Origin of the sequence: Ornithinibacillus massiliensis, assembly GCF_018310345.1 — a bacterium.
GTDB classification, from domain to species: Bacteria; Bacillota; Bacilli; order Bacillales; family Amphibacillaceae; genus Ornithinibacillus; species Ornithinibacillus massiliensis.
On sequence record NZ_JAGXBY010000006.1, the window covers coordinates 119,238 to 135,452 of the forward strand.

Genomic DNA, 16,215 nt, shown 5'->3' on the forward strand with positions numbered 1-16,215 from the left:
AGAGAGGTTGTCAGTGCCCTAAATGAGGAAGGAAAGCGGAAAAAGGGCACAGAGAGAAAGCCTCAGTTCCCTAAATGGAAAGGAAGGGAGTTTGCTCGGAGCCCTTTTTTGGTGGAGAACAGGGAGAAAAGGTAACAGATAGAGCTTCTCCGTGCCCCAAATTAGAAAGGAAAAGAAGAAAATGTAACAGAGAAATCCCCCTCGTGCTCCTTTGGATGGGAGTCAGATAACCGCCCTCTATACAAAGAAAAAGCTTCTAAAAAATCATTTCAATATAATGAAAGATTGATAAAACAGATAGACTTCGAATATAGCCAATTATTATATAAAGGTTCTTATATAATCTAATTTAATCTATCATGAATGAAATATTATTTCAAAAATACAGTTTGACTATTGGAATAATATTTAATATAATGGGTTATGTTTGAAAGGGTTTTCAATTTTGCGTTGAAAAGCGTTCTATCGAGATTAAATAGTAGATTGGTAGATTATCCACTATTTAATACAAATTTGATATGGATCAAAGGGGGAAAAAGCATGAAGAAGAAATTAGGTTTCTTAGCCTTTTTGCTGGCTATGTCTATGGTGGTTTTAGCTGCATGTGGAAATGATGACAGTGCCTCAGACAAGAGTGGGGATTCAGATGGTGAGCAAATTACACTTGAATTTTGGACGATGCAATTGCAACCAACATTCACCGATTACATTAATGGTATTATTGAAGACTTCGAAGCAGAAAATCCAAACATAAAAATCGATTGGCTAGATGTACCGGCTGCAGATCTAGATAAGAAAATTCTTTCAGCGGTAAGTACAGACACAGCGCCTGATGTTGTCAACTTGAATCCGACATTTGCATCTCAGCTTGCAGAACTTGATGCACTTGTTAATATGGAAGAAGCTGTATCTGAAGATGATAAAGCATTATATGTAAAAGGTGCTTGGGAAGCAAACCAAATTGGCGATGTTACATTTGCGATTCCTTGGTATCTATCAACTTCTGTTACATTAAACAATAAACAAATATTTGAAGAAGCAGGACTTGATCCTGAAAAACCAGCAACTACGTATGAAGAAGCAGCAGAATATGCCAAAATCATTAAAGATGAAACAGGAAAGTATGGATATTTCCCATCTCTTGACCTATCTTTAGTTCTACAGCATATGGTTATGATGGGTGCTGAATTAACGAATGAAGATGGAACAGAAGCAGCTTTCAATACTCCAGAAGGTCTTTATGCTTTTGAATATTTCACTGATTTATATAACGAAGGACTAATCCCGCGTGAAGCATTAACTGGCGATCAACGTGCTACAATCGATATGTACCAAGCTGGACAAGTAGCATTCTTTGATGGATCTCAGTTCATCGTACAGGTTAAAGAAAATGCACCTGAAATCTATGAAAATACATTACCTTCTGAAGCAATTACAGGTAAATCTGGCAAGAAAACCATGTCCGTACAAAACGTGGTTGTACCAAAACAAACTAAAAATCAAGAGGCAGCAGTTAAATTTGCATTATTCTTAACGAATGGTGAAAACCAATTAGAATTCTCCAAATTAACACCAATTCTACCATCAAATGTAGAATCGTTAGCTGATCCTTACTTTACAGAAGCTGATGATGATGCGGAGCCTACGGATTTAGTGCGTATTGTATCAGCATCACAATTAGAAAGTGCTGAACTATTAGTTCCTCCAATGAACAATTATACGGAATTAAGACAAGCGATGTATGATGCTATTTCAGCTGCGATGCTTGGTGAGATGACTCCACAAGAAGCACTGGATAAAGCAGAAGCAGAGTGGAATGAGATTTTAGCACAATAACTTAACAAGGGAGGGGATTATCCCCTCTCTATTAGTTTAGTAAGTAGAAATTTTCCGATCTGGATAAGAACAAATTACGAGGTTAGGACGCATCGAAAAAGCTGTGCATAAGAAACGAATGATGCATGATATTTCCGGTTCGGGGGCAATGTTATTCATTCGGTTTTTCTTTTAATCGAAACAGTTGTGTTCTAAACTTAACTGTTTTAAATATAGAACCGCTTAAGAGAACGGGGTGGAATCCTTGAGAACGAATAAGCTTACACCATATTTATTTTTATTACCTGGCTGTCTTATATTAGGAGCATTTATTTTCTATCCAATGCTACAGGCGATTTGGTTGAGTTTTACTGATTATAATATGATAACGGAAGCGTCATTTGTAAAGTTTGATAACTATCAAAATCTTTTCCAAGATGCATTATTTTGGAAAACATTAACGAATACCTTGATTTACTTAGTAGGGGTAGTACCTGCATTAGTTGTCATTCCGATATTTTTAGCTGTACTAGTCAATCAAAAATTAAAAGGGATTGCTTTTTTCCGTAGTGCCTACTATATCCCTGTTGTAACATCTTTAGTAGTCGCAGGTATTGCTTGGGACTGGGTGTATAAAGAAAATGGGCTACTTAATTATGTACTTGAACTATTGAATATAATTACTGAACCTATTCCTTGGTTAACTTCAACCCAGACTGCTTTATTTGCCGTCATGGTGGTGACGGTGTGGAAAGGTTTAGGTTACTATATGATTATTTACTTAGCTGGCTTGCAATCTATTCCAGAGAGTTTATACGAAGCAGCTGATATTGATGGGGCAAACTGGTGGCAGAAGATGACGCGTGTAACTATTCCAATGCTGATGCCATTTGTTCTTATCGTTACGATTATGTCTTCCATTGCGGCGATGAAAGTGTTTGAAGAAATTTATGTGATGACAGGTGGCGGACCGCTACATAGCTCGGAAACGTTAGTGTTTTATATTTACACACAAGCATTTGAGCGTCTGAACATGGGCTATGCTAGTGCTGCAGGCGTAATTTTATTCTTATTAACCTTAGTATTCTCACTCATTAACTTAAAAGTTATGGGTAAGGATAATTCGGAATAAGGGGGAATCATGATGGCGAAACAATCAAACTCATCTAGAAAAGCAGTTAAAAAGATATCCTCATATATTCTTTTAGTATTAATCACGCTCTTTATGATTGGTCCATTTCTATGGTTACTGTCCACTGCATTAAAATCAGGTAGTGAAAATATCTTCCAATATCCACCGAAATTATTACCGGAAGAACCTACTTTAGCAAACTTCGGTAAGGTGTTAGATGTTTTCCCTTTTTGGAGATATTTATTGAATAGTGTCATTGTAGCAGTATTAACGGTTATATTGAACGTATTATTCTGTTCCCTAGCAGCATATCCATTAGCAAGAATGAATTTTAAAGGAAAAAATATCATATTCATTCTTATTATTGCAACGATGATGATTCCTTTCCAGCTATTAATGATTCCGGTATATGTTATTTCCTTAAAGCTTGGACTTCAAAATACGTATTTAGGAATGGTTTTACCACATGTGACAACTGCTTTCGGTGTATTCCTAATGAGACAAGCATTTATGACTGTTCCGAATTCATTGGATGAATCAGCAAGAATGGATGGTGCAAATAGCTTCCAAATCTGGTACCGGATATTAATACCACTGGTTAAACCTTCGATTGTCACATTGACCATTTTTACATTTGTTTCGGCTTGGGGTGACTTCCTATGGCCATTAATCATAGTGAATGATCAGAATATGTTTACATTACCACTTGGTTTAAATATGTTATCTGGCACATTTACATCTGATTGGCGATTAATTGCCGCTGGTGCAATCATCTCGATGATTCCAATTATTACGATTTTCCTTCTGTTACAACGATTCTTTATTAGTGGGGCAATGAAAGGTGCAGTTAAAGGATAAGAGGGGGGAAGCAAATGAAGCTTGGCTTAGAAGTTTTTTTAGAAAAATATACGAAAGATTATAGTACGGAAAGAATTGGTCTATTAACGAATTTAACTGGTGTAAATCACCAACTAGAATCAACAATTGACTTGTTCTATTCACATCAACATTTAAACTTAACTGCGTTGTTCGGACCGGAGCACGGTTTACGTGGTGAGGTTCAAGAAGGAAAGCTAATTGATTCGAGTGTTGATCCATATACAGGTGTTCCAATTCATAGTCTTTATAATAAGGATAAGAAGCCTAATGTCGAGATGTTAAAAGACGTGGATGTTGTCTTTTGCGATTTACAGGATATCGGGACGAGATATTATACCTTTATTTATTCTATGGCAAACACGATGCAAATTTGTGGTCAAGAAGAGAAAAAGGTTGTCGTTCTTGATCGCCCGAACCCAATTAATGGTATAGACGTAGAAGGAAATCTAGTTCAAGACGCGTTTCGCTCCTTTGTTGGTAAGTTTCCGATTCCGGTGCGCCATGGAATGACTATTGGCGAGTTAGCAAGGTTATTTAAACATGAATTTAATATAGCATGTGACTTAGAAGTCATTCCGATGGAGGGCTGGAATAGAGAACAGTACTTTGATCAGACAGATTTATACTGGGTCTCCCCAACCCCGAATACAACAACAATTGATATGTGTATGCTCTATCCTGGTACTTGTTTAATAGAAGGAACGAACATATCGGAAGGTAGAGGAACGACGAAACCGTTTGAAGTGATTGGCGCGCCCTTTATTGATGGAAGGAAGCTTGCTGAAGCATTGAAATCTCTATCATTACCAGGTGTACAGTTTAGACCGGCAGTTTTTAAACCAATGTATCAAAAGTTTGCCGGTGAAGTATGTGAAGGAATCCAGGTTCATATTTCTAATAAAGATACACTTTCCGCTTTTGATATTGGAATTTCCATATTAGAAACCATTTATCGTCTTTATCCAGAGCAAATGACGTTTATTCAAGCAGGGGAACAGAACCGTTATTTCATCGATTTATTAGCTGGAACAGATCAGTTAAGAAAACAGATTATACAAGGGGATACGACGGATTTTCGTGAACAACTACCAACCGCAGTACAACAATTTATGGCAATGAGAGAGAATTATTTATTATATCCAACAAACGATATGGCATAAGGAAGTGGTAATATGGCACTAGAATTAGATACAATGTCGGTCGATCAATTATTAACTGCAATGAATGAGCAAGATAAACAAGTGCCATTAGCGGTGGAAAAAGCACTCCCTCAAATAAAACCGGTGATTGATGCTTGTGTCGAGGCAATTAAGAATGGTGGAAAGGTAATCTATATGGGAGCAGGTACCAGTGGTAGACTCGGTGTACTAGATGCATCCGAATGCCCTCCTACATTTGGTGTAAAAGCAGACGTCTTTATCGGGATGATTGCAGGCGGGGAGCAGGCAATTCGATATGCAGTAGAAAATGCTGAAGATGATAAGGTTCAGGGAGCTTTAGAAATAGAAATGCACGCTACGGAAAAGGATGTCCTAATTGGGATAGCAGCAAGTGGTAAAACACCATATGTTATCGGTGGAATCCAGAAAGCGAAAGAAATGGGGATACATACAGTAGGGATAGTCTGTAAACCCAATTCTGAAATAGCATCCCTTGTTGATAGCCCAATCGAATTACTGGTAGGCGAAGAAATTCTCCGGGGTTCAACTAGATTAAAGTCTGGTACAGCCCAGAAGTTAGCTTTGAATATGATTTCCACGATTACGATGATTCGCTTAGGCAAGGTTTATGGAAATTATATGGTTGATGTACAAGCATCCAATGATAAATTGCGAAAGCGGACGATTAGTATTATATGTGACATTACAAGTGTAGAGGAAGAGGTTGCTAGAGAAGCCCTTGTGGCTTGTGGGAATAAATTGAAAGGAGCTGTCTTAGTATGCAAATACCATATATCTGCTACCGAAGCATTACAGATTCTAAAAGATTACGAGGAAAATCTAAGAGATTCAATGGAATATTTGGATGCCATAAGCGCTGTATATTAGGGTGATGAGAGATGGAGTATGTAATTGGGATTGATGGTGGAGGAACAAAAACACAAGTCGTCTTAACCGATATGGAGGGGAGAGTAGTATCCCATACACAATATGGTTCTACGAATCCTAATGCCGTTTCAAAGAGTGAACTAATCGATACGTTTCAAACAATTTTTCATGATCTCCAGCAAAGTGTACCAGATGTCGTACGTAACGTATCGACTATATTTGCAGGGATATCAGGAGCTGGTAGTCAGCAATCCGCATCGCTAGTAACGGAAGTAATTCAATCCACTCTTCCATCAGATGTAAAAGTTAAAGTAGAACCTGATTCGGTCAATGCATTATACGCTGGTACTTATGGGAAGCCTGGAATCGTGCAAATATCAGGGACTGGTTCCATCACATTTGGAGTAAATGAGAATAACCAACATGGCCGTGTTGGTGGTTGGGGATATTTACTAGGTGATGAAGGCAGTGGTTATGATTTAGGAAGAAAAGGGATTATGGCAGTATTACAACATGAAGATGGTCGGGGACCAAGTACGATGCTAAAGGATATACTCTTCTCCTATTTTCAAGTTACTTCTGGTCGAGAGCTTATTGATCAAATCTACCATTCCCGAGCACCTAGAATGACTATAGCACAAGTATCCAAGCTAGTTTTCCAAGCCTACGAGGCCGGTGATGCTGTGGTGGCAACTATGATGCAGCATGTAGCAAAGGAAATTAGCCATAGTATTAAAACACTAGACCAGAAGCTTTTTACTACTAATAATGAATTAGAGGTCATTTTATGTGGTGGATTATTTTCTAATCGAATGATTTTACCACCTTTATTAGAATTGGAGTTTAAAAGCTATTCTAAACCAGTCTCTTTTATATTACCAGAACTTCTACCAGTCGCAGGCTCAATTATTGGTGCATTACTAGAAAATAAGCAAACAATTTCTACTAGCATCATAGATAATCTCCGTAAGATGTGAATGTCGAAAAGGCAGGTGTAAAGGATGGCCAATTTAAAAGGTGGATTAACGATTATCAAAGAAATGGTAAAGAGTCTACCAAATTCAGAACGAAAGATTGCAGAATACATTTTAAACCATCCTAGAGAAGCGGTTTTATTAACAGCCCAAGCACTAGGGAAGAATAGTGAAACGAGTGGTGCTGCGGTAATTCGACTTTGTAAGTCACTTGGATTTAATGGGTTTCAGGAATTAAAGCTACGCGTTGCCGGTGATCTTCAGGAAGATAGCCAGAGCGAATTTCGTGATATTGAACCGAAGGAAGATTATGAGAAGATTATTGAAAAAGTTACCTCTAATACCATTCAGGCGATTAAGGATACAGTCAATATGATCCATTTTGACCAACTAAAAGAAGCAGTCCATACGATAATCCATGCTAATTCGATTACGTTTATCGGGTTCGGGGCATCCTTTATCACCGCAAAAGATGCAGAGCAAAAATTTATTCGAATTAATAAACAAGTTCATGCATTTTCCGATATTCATATGGCATCTACGGCTATCGCGAATAAGGGCTCACATGATGTGGTAGTTGGGATTTCTTTTTCTGGTAATACGGTGGAGGTTGCGAAGCTGTTAGATCTTGCTAAATCAAGGAATGTGAGGACGATAAGTATTACGAAGTATGGCAATTCCATGTTAACGAGTCATGCGGATATTAATTTATTTACATCAACTGCTAAAGAGGCAGTTAATCGAAGTGGAGCTACATCATCAAGAATTGCCCAACTCCATTTAATTGATATTCTATTTATGTGTGTGGCCTCAGAGGAATATGAAAAGACGGTTGGATACTTGGATTCCACAAGAGAAGCAGCAAGTTATGTTAAGCGACAGTTAAATGGGAAGCGAAGAGATTAACTGACGTTTTTCTTTAATAATGAAGAGAGGATGGGACAAAAGATTTACCTTAAAGGAAAAAACGAATGATGAGCTACGACCACGCTCCGGAAGTATACCTCGCTTTCACTTCCAGTACAGGGGCGACATCTGCTCGATAGAACCATCGCAGTGTCTACCTTGCCGCCGGACGGCTGGTGAGCCTCCTCGTGCTACTTCTTTAGGGGTCTCAACCTTGCCCTTTCCTCCCGCAGGAGTCTACCTATATTTCCGGAGCTAGTATCGTATATTACTCGGTTTTACATTTAATTCTTTTAGTTTTGTCCCAGTCTCCACCTTATAGTAATTTTTTATAAGCTTTTTTAATAGATTTCTTCCAATTCAATACCTTGATAGTAATGCTTCAAGATTTCGTCGTACGTAAATCCTTTAGTAGCCATACCCATTGCGCCTGTTTGTGATAGACCAACACCATGGCCCCAGCCTCCGCCATATACTTCAAACCCAATGACCTCTTTTGTTCTTTTTTCCTTTACTGGTTCGATGTAAAATAGCGTACTTAATAAAACACTCTTTGCTCCAGCATTATTAAAATACTGCAGAGCCCAACGAATACGATCTTTATATTCATAGAAGGTTCCATTTTCAGTTACAAATTCAATTTCTAGTACTCTACCGGAATTAGCTCGTTCTAACACATTAATTTCATAGACCTGCCCGACATCTGTACTGAAATAGTCACTTAATACTTGGCTGATCTCCTCACTTGTCCATTCAAAATACCAACGATGGTATCTGGACCAATCGGATTCGAAATCTCCATTTCGCTGTGCCCTAAGGGATTTCGGATTAGCACTGTTTTTGAAGACATTCAAATTAGGTACATTATCTAATGCTTTACCACGCTGGGAATCTGGTACGCCACGAAGGTAAGGAATTGGGTCAGAGTTCCATACATCTTCATTATTGGCTGTATGTCCACCACTAGTAGAATGATAGACGGCATCAATTAATTCTCCATTATAGGTTGCCACAATCCCCGCTGTTTCTTGAACTGCTTGAGTAGAAATTGGGTGCTCTACATCATATCCACCGTATACTTGGTCAGAAGTAGTTGGTAATAAATCATACCCGTCTGCACTACGCTTTCCAAGCCCTCTAATCGCATAAGTTCTAGCAGCTACTGCCTGAGCCTTTTGCGCTTCTAATTCCCCATATGGATTTGGTGGGAGCTCTCGTGGTACTACTCCATATAAATATTCTTCTAAAGGTAATTCATTAATTCCCGCTAACGTACCTGCACTGTTGAATCCGACCTCACCAATTCCACGATATTGACTACCATTGATTTTCACGATACCATTTTCGGAACTAATTTGTACCGCATTAGAAACAAGAGCCTCAACGTCATCTGCAACAATGCGAATTTGTGTTTCTCCAGACGATTCGGTAATCAAGCGCCAATAGGAATCACTTCCGGCAAACCCTTCCGTAATCATTTGCTGACGAAATGTTTCTCGATCTCCCCAGCTAGCATCCTGCGGGAACTTTCCGATTAATAGACGCCATCCACCATTATAGTCCTCGACAAACGTATCATATCCTGCAGCTTCGGCTCTGTTTAACCAATCCTGCATATATGGAACACTCGTTGTCCAAGAAGTTTGCAAACGATAATTCGTTTCGATTGTTCCAGACGAAGCTAATTCCACACGAACCTCATCATTTTCACCAGTATACATCACTTCACCTGTTTCTTTATCCGTAATGGTGAAGCCTTGATTGCTTCCGATGTTAACCGATTCAGCTGTCGGCACAACCCCAATCCGAATCATCTGGGTGTTGCTTTCTGCAAAACTAGTAATCCCACCTGAAAAAATTCCAGAAAAAGCTAATAAACTAATCAATAATACCATAGCTAGTTTCTTCAACCATTCCACCTCCATTTTAATGAAATAAAACGCTTACAATATAACTATTCAACAAATAGACCAAGAATCCTCTTTCACTTTTGTAGGCAAAAAGAACCTTTTTCATTGTTCTAATAGGTCTGTCGGCATAATAGAAATGAAATATGATGACATTTTTAATAAAAAAATCATGAATTACTATTTTAAAGTGATTATTTTCATGTATAATAAAAGTAGTTTTTAAAGGGATATAACATTAATTCTATTTTAAATTATTTATCTATTTTGAAATGTAAGCGATATCAAAAGCTGGCACTATATTTCTGAAATGAGGTGTGAAAGATGAGTGAGAAAATTCATCTAATGGTAGTTGGAGCACATTGTGGCGATGCGGAAATTCAAGCAGGTGCAATTGCTTATAAATATGCAAAGGCAGGGCATGACGTAACATTTTTACATTTAACCGCTGGAGAGAAGGGGAATCCACCTCATATTTCTGTAGAGGACTATCGAGAGCAGAAAATGAAGGAGGCAGAAAAGGCTGCAGCAATACTCGGTGGGAAAAGTATTACCCTTGATTATAAGGATGCAGAACTAAATGAGGAGGATGAAACGATAACTAGGGTTGCGAAAATATTTCGAGAGTTAAAGCCAACTATCGTGATAACCCATTGGGAAAATAGTATGCATCCAGACCATGCACGTTGCCCACGAATTGTTCAAGCTGCATGGCTGAAAGCTGCGCTGGCTGGATTTGATATAGATGGATTACCACCTCATTCGTTAACTAGAATGTTTCATAGTGAGAATTGGGAAGACATGGAAGGGTATATACCGGATGTTTATGTGGATGTTTCCGATGAATTTGATACGTATTTAGAGGCATTATCCCAATATTGGTTCATCATGAATTCTAGTGATTTTCGCTATTACGATTACTATAAAGCTCTAGGTACGATGCGTGGTTGTTTAGCTAGAACAATCTATGCCCAAACATTGAAGTATCCAGTTGGTGCGAACATTCGAAAAGGAATTGCAATCCCAGGTTTTGAATTATAACGGAATGTGGAGTGATACATAATGACAGAAACACTACAAGAAAAAATTGGTCAACTCATGGTGTTTGGATTTAAAGGAAAAACCGCAACACCAGAGATAAAGAAGCTTATTCGTGAACGACATATTGGTGGAATTATCCTTTTTGGAAGGAATATAGGAACAACAGAGGAAGTTTTAGCCCTGACGACAGAACTGCAACGCGAAGCTAAAAAAGCAGGACATAAAAAGCCACTCCTAATTTGTATTGATCAAGAAAATGGAGTTGTGCGTAGACTTGGTGAAGGAGCAACAATACTTCCTGGTGCTATGCTGCTTGGGGCAACTGGACGAAGTGAAAATGCCTATATTACTGGCCTGCTTACTGGGCGGGAATTAAAAGCATTAGGCATCAATTGGAATCTAGCTCCTGTACTAGATGTGAACAATAATCCAGATAACCCAGTTATCGGTGTTCGATCATTTGGTGAAAAGGCGGAACTTGTTTCAGCGTTTGGAAAGCAAGCGGTTAAAGGAATGCAGGATGCTGGTGTCATTACGACATTAAAGCATTTCCCAGGACATGGAGATACGAATGTGGATTCTCATCTTGATTTGCCCACTATCTCCCACCCTATAGGACGACTCAAGGAAATCGAATTAAAACCATTTGTAGATGTAATCGAGCAAGGGGCAGATACGATTATGTCCGCACATGTGTATTTTCCAGCTATTGAAAATCAAGAAAATGTACCAGCAACTCTTTCTAGGAAGGTAATTACTGGATTGCTGCGTGAAGAATTAGGATTTAACGGTGTTGTGACAACAGACTGTATGGAAATGAATGCAATCTCAGAAGGAATTGGAACAGCAGAAGGAGCAGTTGAAGCCCTAAAGGCTGGAGTCGATTTAATCATGATTTCACACTTGCAATCTAGGCAATATGAAGCCTTAAGTCTAATAGAGGAAGCAGTTAAAACGGGGGATATCGCAGAGGAAATCATCGAACAGGCATATAACCGCGTGATGGTTTTAAAGCATAACTACTTATCTTGGAATGATATTTCATTGGATGCTAAACCGATTGTCTCAAAGGATGTGGGAGCTAAACTACATGAGGTTGAAGCATATGAAATTTATAAGCAAGGGATTACCATGGTGAAAAATGATAATCAGATTCCCCTACATCTAGAAAGTACAGATCGAGTTTTAGTAGTATATGCAACGAACAGCTACGCCATGCAAGTTGAGGATAAGCGATATTCGACGTTTAGTCTAGGAGAAGCGGTAGCGAAGCTCCATGAAAACACCGAAGTAATCGAGCTTTCTAATCCTCCGACCGATGAGGAAATCACCCGTGTAAAGGAGATAGCTAAAGACTTTGAAGCAGTGATTGTCGGTACGCTATCTGTTAAGGAGAATGATCAGCAAGTGAAGATGGTGGAAGCATTGGTTAAGGAAAATGAGAGTGTAATTGTTATTGCTACAAGAAGTCCTTATGATACTGCTTATTTGCCAGATGTGCCAGCCTATATAGCAACCTATGAATTTACCAATCCTGCCCTACAAACAGCGGCAGAAGCAGTGTTTGGTAAAGTTAAAGTGAAAGGGAAATTACCAGTTACCCTGCCACAGAGGGGGTGAAAACGATGCTTTTAGACAATAGTTTTACATATGGTGTCGGTATCATGTCAGGAACTTCCCTAGATGGAATTGATGTTGCTGTCGTTAAAATATCAGAAGAAAACGATTCAGTACATATAGAATTGGAACACTTTGATACGGTACCGTACTCCAATGAGGTAAAGCAAGTAATTCTCGACCTTTGTGATCCAATTACTGCTAGTATTCAACTGATTTCTAGCATGAATATGTTATTAGGAAAATTGTATGCAGAAGCGGCTTTAAAGGCTATAGATGATTCCGGCTTACGATTAGCGGATATTAGCTTTATCAGTTCCCATGGTCAAACGATATTCCACCAGCCAGATCCTATTGATGCTGCAGGGGAGCTAGTTGCTTCAACCTTACAAATTGGTGATATTAGCACGATTGCTGAGCTAACCGGAATTACTTCTGTAGGTGATTTTCGTACAAGAGATATGGCAGTAGGTGGGCAAGGTGCTCCTTTAGTACCATATGCTGATTATCTATTATTCCGTAGTCAGGCAATTGGTAGAGTACTAGTGAATATCGGTGGAATAGCTAACCTTACAATACTGCCAAAAAATAGTGCTCCGTCTCAGGTGAAAGCATATGACACTGGACCTGGAAATATGATAATCGACTATTTTGCTAGAAGAATGACGAATGGTGAATGGTTTTATGATAAAAATGGAGAGCTCGCTGCTAACGGATCCGTTAATCACACATGGTTGGATATTTTATTACAAGAGCCCTACTATAAAATCCCTCCACCGAAGTCAACGGGGAGAGAGCTATTTGGGGAAGAATACGCAATTAAACTCTGGAATGATGCGGATAAATTATCGATTAATCTAGCTGATCGAATTGCTACGATTACGAAGCTAACGGCGGTAACACTTACAAATGATATTAAACGACATATCGAACCTGATGGAATTCGTGAAGTATTTATAAGTGGTGGAGGTAGCTACAATCCTATTTTAATGAAAGAAATACGAAATGGGTTACCTGACCATGTTCAGTTAAGGAAGATGGATGAGATTGGTATGCCTGCTGATGCCAAGGAAGCGATGATTTTTGCTTTATTAGGTTATCAGTGTTTGAAACAAAGAACCAATAATTTTCCTCCAGCTACTGGAGCTAAGCGCGAAGTCGTCATGGGGAAAGTAGCCTGGGGCACGTTAAGGGGGTGAATTACTTTTAAGCAATCATAATCATTATCTAACTACTTATTTTTAAAATTATGTTAGGGGGAAGTAAACCATGAAAGGTAAAATGAAGTTTTTTTCATTAATGTTACTAGCATTAGCGTTTGTACTAGTGCTAAGTGCATGTGGTAACAACTCAGACGGAGATACAGATGAAGATGGTAATTGGACTGGAACCATCACGATTTGGGATGGTCCTCGTTGGGCTGAAGAAGGGGATACATCAGGTGAAGAAGGTAAGGGTAATCAATACTTCTGGTTAGAAGGAAAAATTAAAGAATTTGAAGATGCAAATCCAGGAGTGAAAATTGAGCTTATTCAAGTACCTTGGGCTGAAATGCCTGATAAGCTAGGCGTTAATATTGCTGGTCAATCTTGGCCGGATATTGCACCAGTTGATATTAGTGGTAGTGCTGTAAGTATTGATCATATTGACCAAGGTGTCATTGAATCGTTAGATGATTTATTTACAGAGGAAGAGAAAAGCGATTTCTATGAAAATGCATTAGAGGCTTATACGTTTGATGGAAAAATGTATGGCATACCGAATTCATTAACGGTTCACTCTATGCTACTTAACTTAGAATTATTTGAAGAAGCTGGTGTTGAAGCACCTGAAAACGGTGAATGGACATGGGAAGAGTTTTTGGAAGCAGCAGAAAAATTAACCTTTGACCGTGATGGAGATGGAACAATTGATGTATATGGTTTCTCTACTTATATCCTACCTGGATATTATGAAGCTTGGCCATTCTTCTACATTAATGGTGGTCAACCTCTAAGTGATGACTTATCGGAATTCACATTTGACTCACCTGAAGCAATTGAAGCAATTCAACAGCTTGCTGATTTAAAACTAGTAAATGAAGCAGCACCTGTATCCATGGGTGGTGCTGATGTAGGTGGTACATTCCAAGCTTGGGCAAGTGAAGAACAACGTACCGTAGCAATGCAACCTTGGGCGACTTGGGCCATTACATCTGCCCAAACAACATACCCAACTGATTTTATGGTAGCAAACTACCCAACTGGTACGACAGGTGAACCGGTCACAATCGGTGGTGTTGGCGGCTGGACTATGTTTAAGCAAGAGAGTGAAGAGAAGAAAAAAGTTGTGGGAGAGTTCATGAAGTTTATCTCTACTACAGATGAGCAATATTTAATGTCTAAATCATATGGTATTTTCCCTGCTCGTATTAGTGCAGCAGAAATGAATCCATTTGAAGATAATGAGCAAATGGCTCGCGCACAAGAGATGTCTTCCCAAGTGGTGATGCTTCCACGTCATCCAGAATGGAAGAAAATCGATGAAATCATCCAACGTGAATTACAGCTCGTATTTAACGGAGAGAAAACAGCTGAAGAAGCGATGGCAACCGCCAAACCAGAAGTTGAAGCATTGTTAGGTGAATAATTGATAATCTGGTAGACTTTGGAGATTTAAGCTTTCGAAGTCTACCGGATTTTATTCAGTAGATTGGAAAGTTAATATGATTGACTGAGCTCTTTTTGAGGGGATGCGGCAGGGAAAGGTAACAGATAGAGCGTGTCAAAGCCGTTTTTAAGGGAATGAAGCAGAAAAAGGTAACAGATAAAGCAACTGTGCTCTTTTTATGTTAATTAACGAATCATCGTTACTTTACTAAGAATAGTGAGAAAGAGGTAATCATCAACATTCAACTAGTAAAAACACGAATATAAAAGAATGCTTGAGGAGATTTTGCTACATATTCCAGGAGACAGCAGGGAGGGAGAATTTTGGAATTATCAGGACGTTTTAAAAATGCTGGTAAGAGTATAAAAAGAACAGGTAAATTGATGCGTAAGAACTATGCAGCCTATCTCTTTTTACTCCCGAAATTGATTCTATTTACATTGTTTATTGCCATACCCGTAGTTTGGGCATTTGTTTTATCATTTGAGGAATATCGCATAATGGATGCTAACAATTGGGTTTGGTTCGATAATTATAAAAAAGTATTTGAAAGTGATGCATTTAAGCAGGCATTACTTAATACAACCATTTATACCGTAGTCACGGTGCCTTTTAACGTCATTACAGCATTAATTGCTGCAACCTTAATACATTCGTTAGGCAAATTTGCACAGAATTTCTTCCGTGCAGCATTTTATTTACCAACTGTTACGTCGATGGTTATTATCGCAATGGTATGGCGTTGGATGTATAACTATGAATTTGGACTATTTAATCATGTGATGGGATGGTTTGGTATGGAACCGATTAACTGGTTAGGGCAAACCAATTCCGCATTATGGGCAATCATAATTATGCAAATGTTAATTCCTTTTGGAGTTGGAATTATTCTATATATGGCTTCGATGAGCTCCATATCAGACTCGTTATACGAAGCTGCGACAATAGATGGTGCCAATGCATTTCAGAAATGGATCAAGATTACCATTCCAATGCTAACACCGTCGACAGTATACTTAACTCTTTTAAGTACGATTGGATCTTTCCAAGTGTTTACCCAGATTATCCTCATGACCGGTGGCGGACCAGGGTATGCCACAGAAACATTAGTACACTTAATCTATAAAACTGGTTTTAGAGACTTTGAATTTGGATTGGCTGCGGCACAATCAGTCGTGCTATTCTTTATTATTTTTATCATCTCTGTACTTCAATACAAAGTCTTAAATCGGAAAAGTTAGGAGGGG

General features: G+C 38.7%; 13 protein-coding genes. 12 read left to right on the forward strand and 1 reads right to left on the reverse strand.

All coding sequences use genetic code 11. From position 1 onward, the window contains the following. The first annotated feature begins 540 nt into the window (after positions 1–540). The 7 genes from KGF86_RS15895 to KGF86_RS15925 all read left to right on the forward strand — a co-directional run bounded on the left by KGF86_RS15895 (position 541) and on the right by KGF86_RS15925 (position 7,754). Positions 541–1,836, forward strand: a complete 1,296-nt coding sequence (locus KGF86_RS15895; protein ID WP_186870364.1) for an ABC transporter substrate-binding protein — start codon at positions 541–543, stop codon at positions 1,834–1,836. Positions 1,837–2,080: 244 nt separating this feature from the next. Continuing rightward, the gene (locus tag KGF86_RS15900) at positions 2,081–2,947 is read left to right on the forward strand and encodes a carbohydrate ABC transporter permease (protein WP_186870363.1); all 867 of its coding nucleotides are present in this window, start codon (positions 2,081–2,083) and stop codon (positions 2,945–2,947) included. Between the two features lie 12 nt (positions 2,948–2,959). Then, positions 2,960–3,805, forward strand: a complete 846-nt coding sequence (locus KGF86_RS15905) for a carbohydrate ABC transporter permease (RefSeq protein WP_186870362.1) — start codon at positions 2,960–2,962, stop codon at positions 3,803–3,805. A 14-nt stretch (positions 3,806–3,819) separates the two neighbouring features. Continuing rightward, on the forward strand, positions 3,820–4,986 hold the full coding sequence (locus KGF86_RS15910) for an exo-beta-N-acetylmuramidase NamZ family protein (protein ID WP_186870361.1): 1,167 nt from the start codon (positions 3,820–3,822) through the stop codon (positions 4,984–4,986). Between the two features lie 12 nt (positions 4,987–4,998). Beyond that, a complete protein-coding gene (gene murQ, locus KGF86_RS15915) occupies positions 4,999–5,874 on the forward strand; it encodes an N-acetylmuramic acid 6-phosphate etherase (RefSeq protein WP_186870360.1) in 876 nt (291 codons plus the stop codon). A gap of 11 nt (positions 5,875–5,885) precedes the next feature. Beyond that, the gene (locus tag KGF86_RS15920) at positions 5,886–6,851 is read left to right on the forward strand and encodes an N-acetylglucosamine kinase (RefSeq protein WP_186870359.1); all 966 of its coding nucleotides are present in this window, start codon (positions 5,886–5,888) and stop codon (positions 6,849–6,851) included. Positions 6,852–6,875: 24 nt separating this feature from the next. Beyond that, the gene (locus tag KGF86_RS15925) at positions 6,876–7,754 is read left to right on the forward strand and encodes a MurR/RpiR family transcriptional regulator (RefSeq protein ID WP_186870358.1); all 879 of its coding nucleotides are present in this window, start codon (positions 6,876–6,878) and stop codon (positions 7,752–7,754) included. A gap of 341 nt (positions 7,755–8,095) precedes the next feature. Here the strand turns inward: KGF86_RS15925 and KGF86_RS15930 are convergent, their stop codons facing one another. Next, complete coding sequence (locus tag KGF86_RS15930) at positions 8,096–9,664, reverse strand: SpoIID/LytB domain-containing protein (protein ID WP_186870357.1); 1,569 nt, start codon at positions 9,662–9,664, stop codon at positions 8,096–8,098. A 321-nt stretch (positions 9,665–9,985) separates the two neighbouring features. Between KGF86_RS15930 and KGF86_RS15935 the strand changes: the two genes are divergently transcribed. The 5 genes from KGF86_RS15935 (at position 9,986) to KGF86_RS15955 (ending at position 16,209) form a co-directional block, all read left to right on the forward strand. Further along, positions 9,986–10,702: a PIG-L deacetylase family protein gene (locus KGF86_RS15935; protein ID WP_186870356.1), complete on the forward strand. Its 717-nt coding sequence runs from the start codon at positions 9,986–9,988 to the stop codon at positions 10,700–10,702. Between the two features lie 21 nt (positions 10,703–10,723). Beyond that, positions 10,724–12,322 (forward strand): beta-N-acetylhexosaminidase, encoded by a 1,599-nt coding sequence (gene nagZ / locus KGF86_RS15940; RefSeq protein WP_186870355.1) that lies wholly within the window; start codon positions 10,724–10,726, stop codon positions 12,320–12,322. Positions 12,323–12,327: 5 nt separating this feature from the next. After that, positions 12,328–13,518: an anhydro-N-acetylmuramic acid kinase gene (locus KGF86_RS15945; protein WP_186870354.1), complete on the forward strand. Its 1,191-nt coding sequence runs from the start codon at positions 12,328–12,330 to the stop codon at positions 13,516–13,518. Positions 13,519–13,588: 70 nt separating this feature from the next. After that, positions 13,589–14,947: an extracellular solute-binding protein gene (locus KGF86_RS15950; protein WP_246521626.1), complete on the forward strand. Its 1,359-nt coding sequence runs from the start codon at positions 13,589–13,591 to the stop codon at positions 14,945–14,947. A 344-nt stretch (positions 14,948–15,291) separates the two neighbouring features. Continuing rightward, positions 15,292–16,209: a carbohydrate ABC transporter permease gene (locus KGF86_RS15955; protein WP_246521628.1), complete on the forward strand. Its 918-nt coding sequence runs from the start codon at positions 15,292–15,294 to the stop codon at positions 16,207–16,209. Positions 16,210–16,215 lie beyond the last annotated feature (6 nt).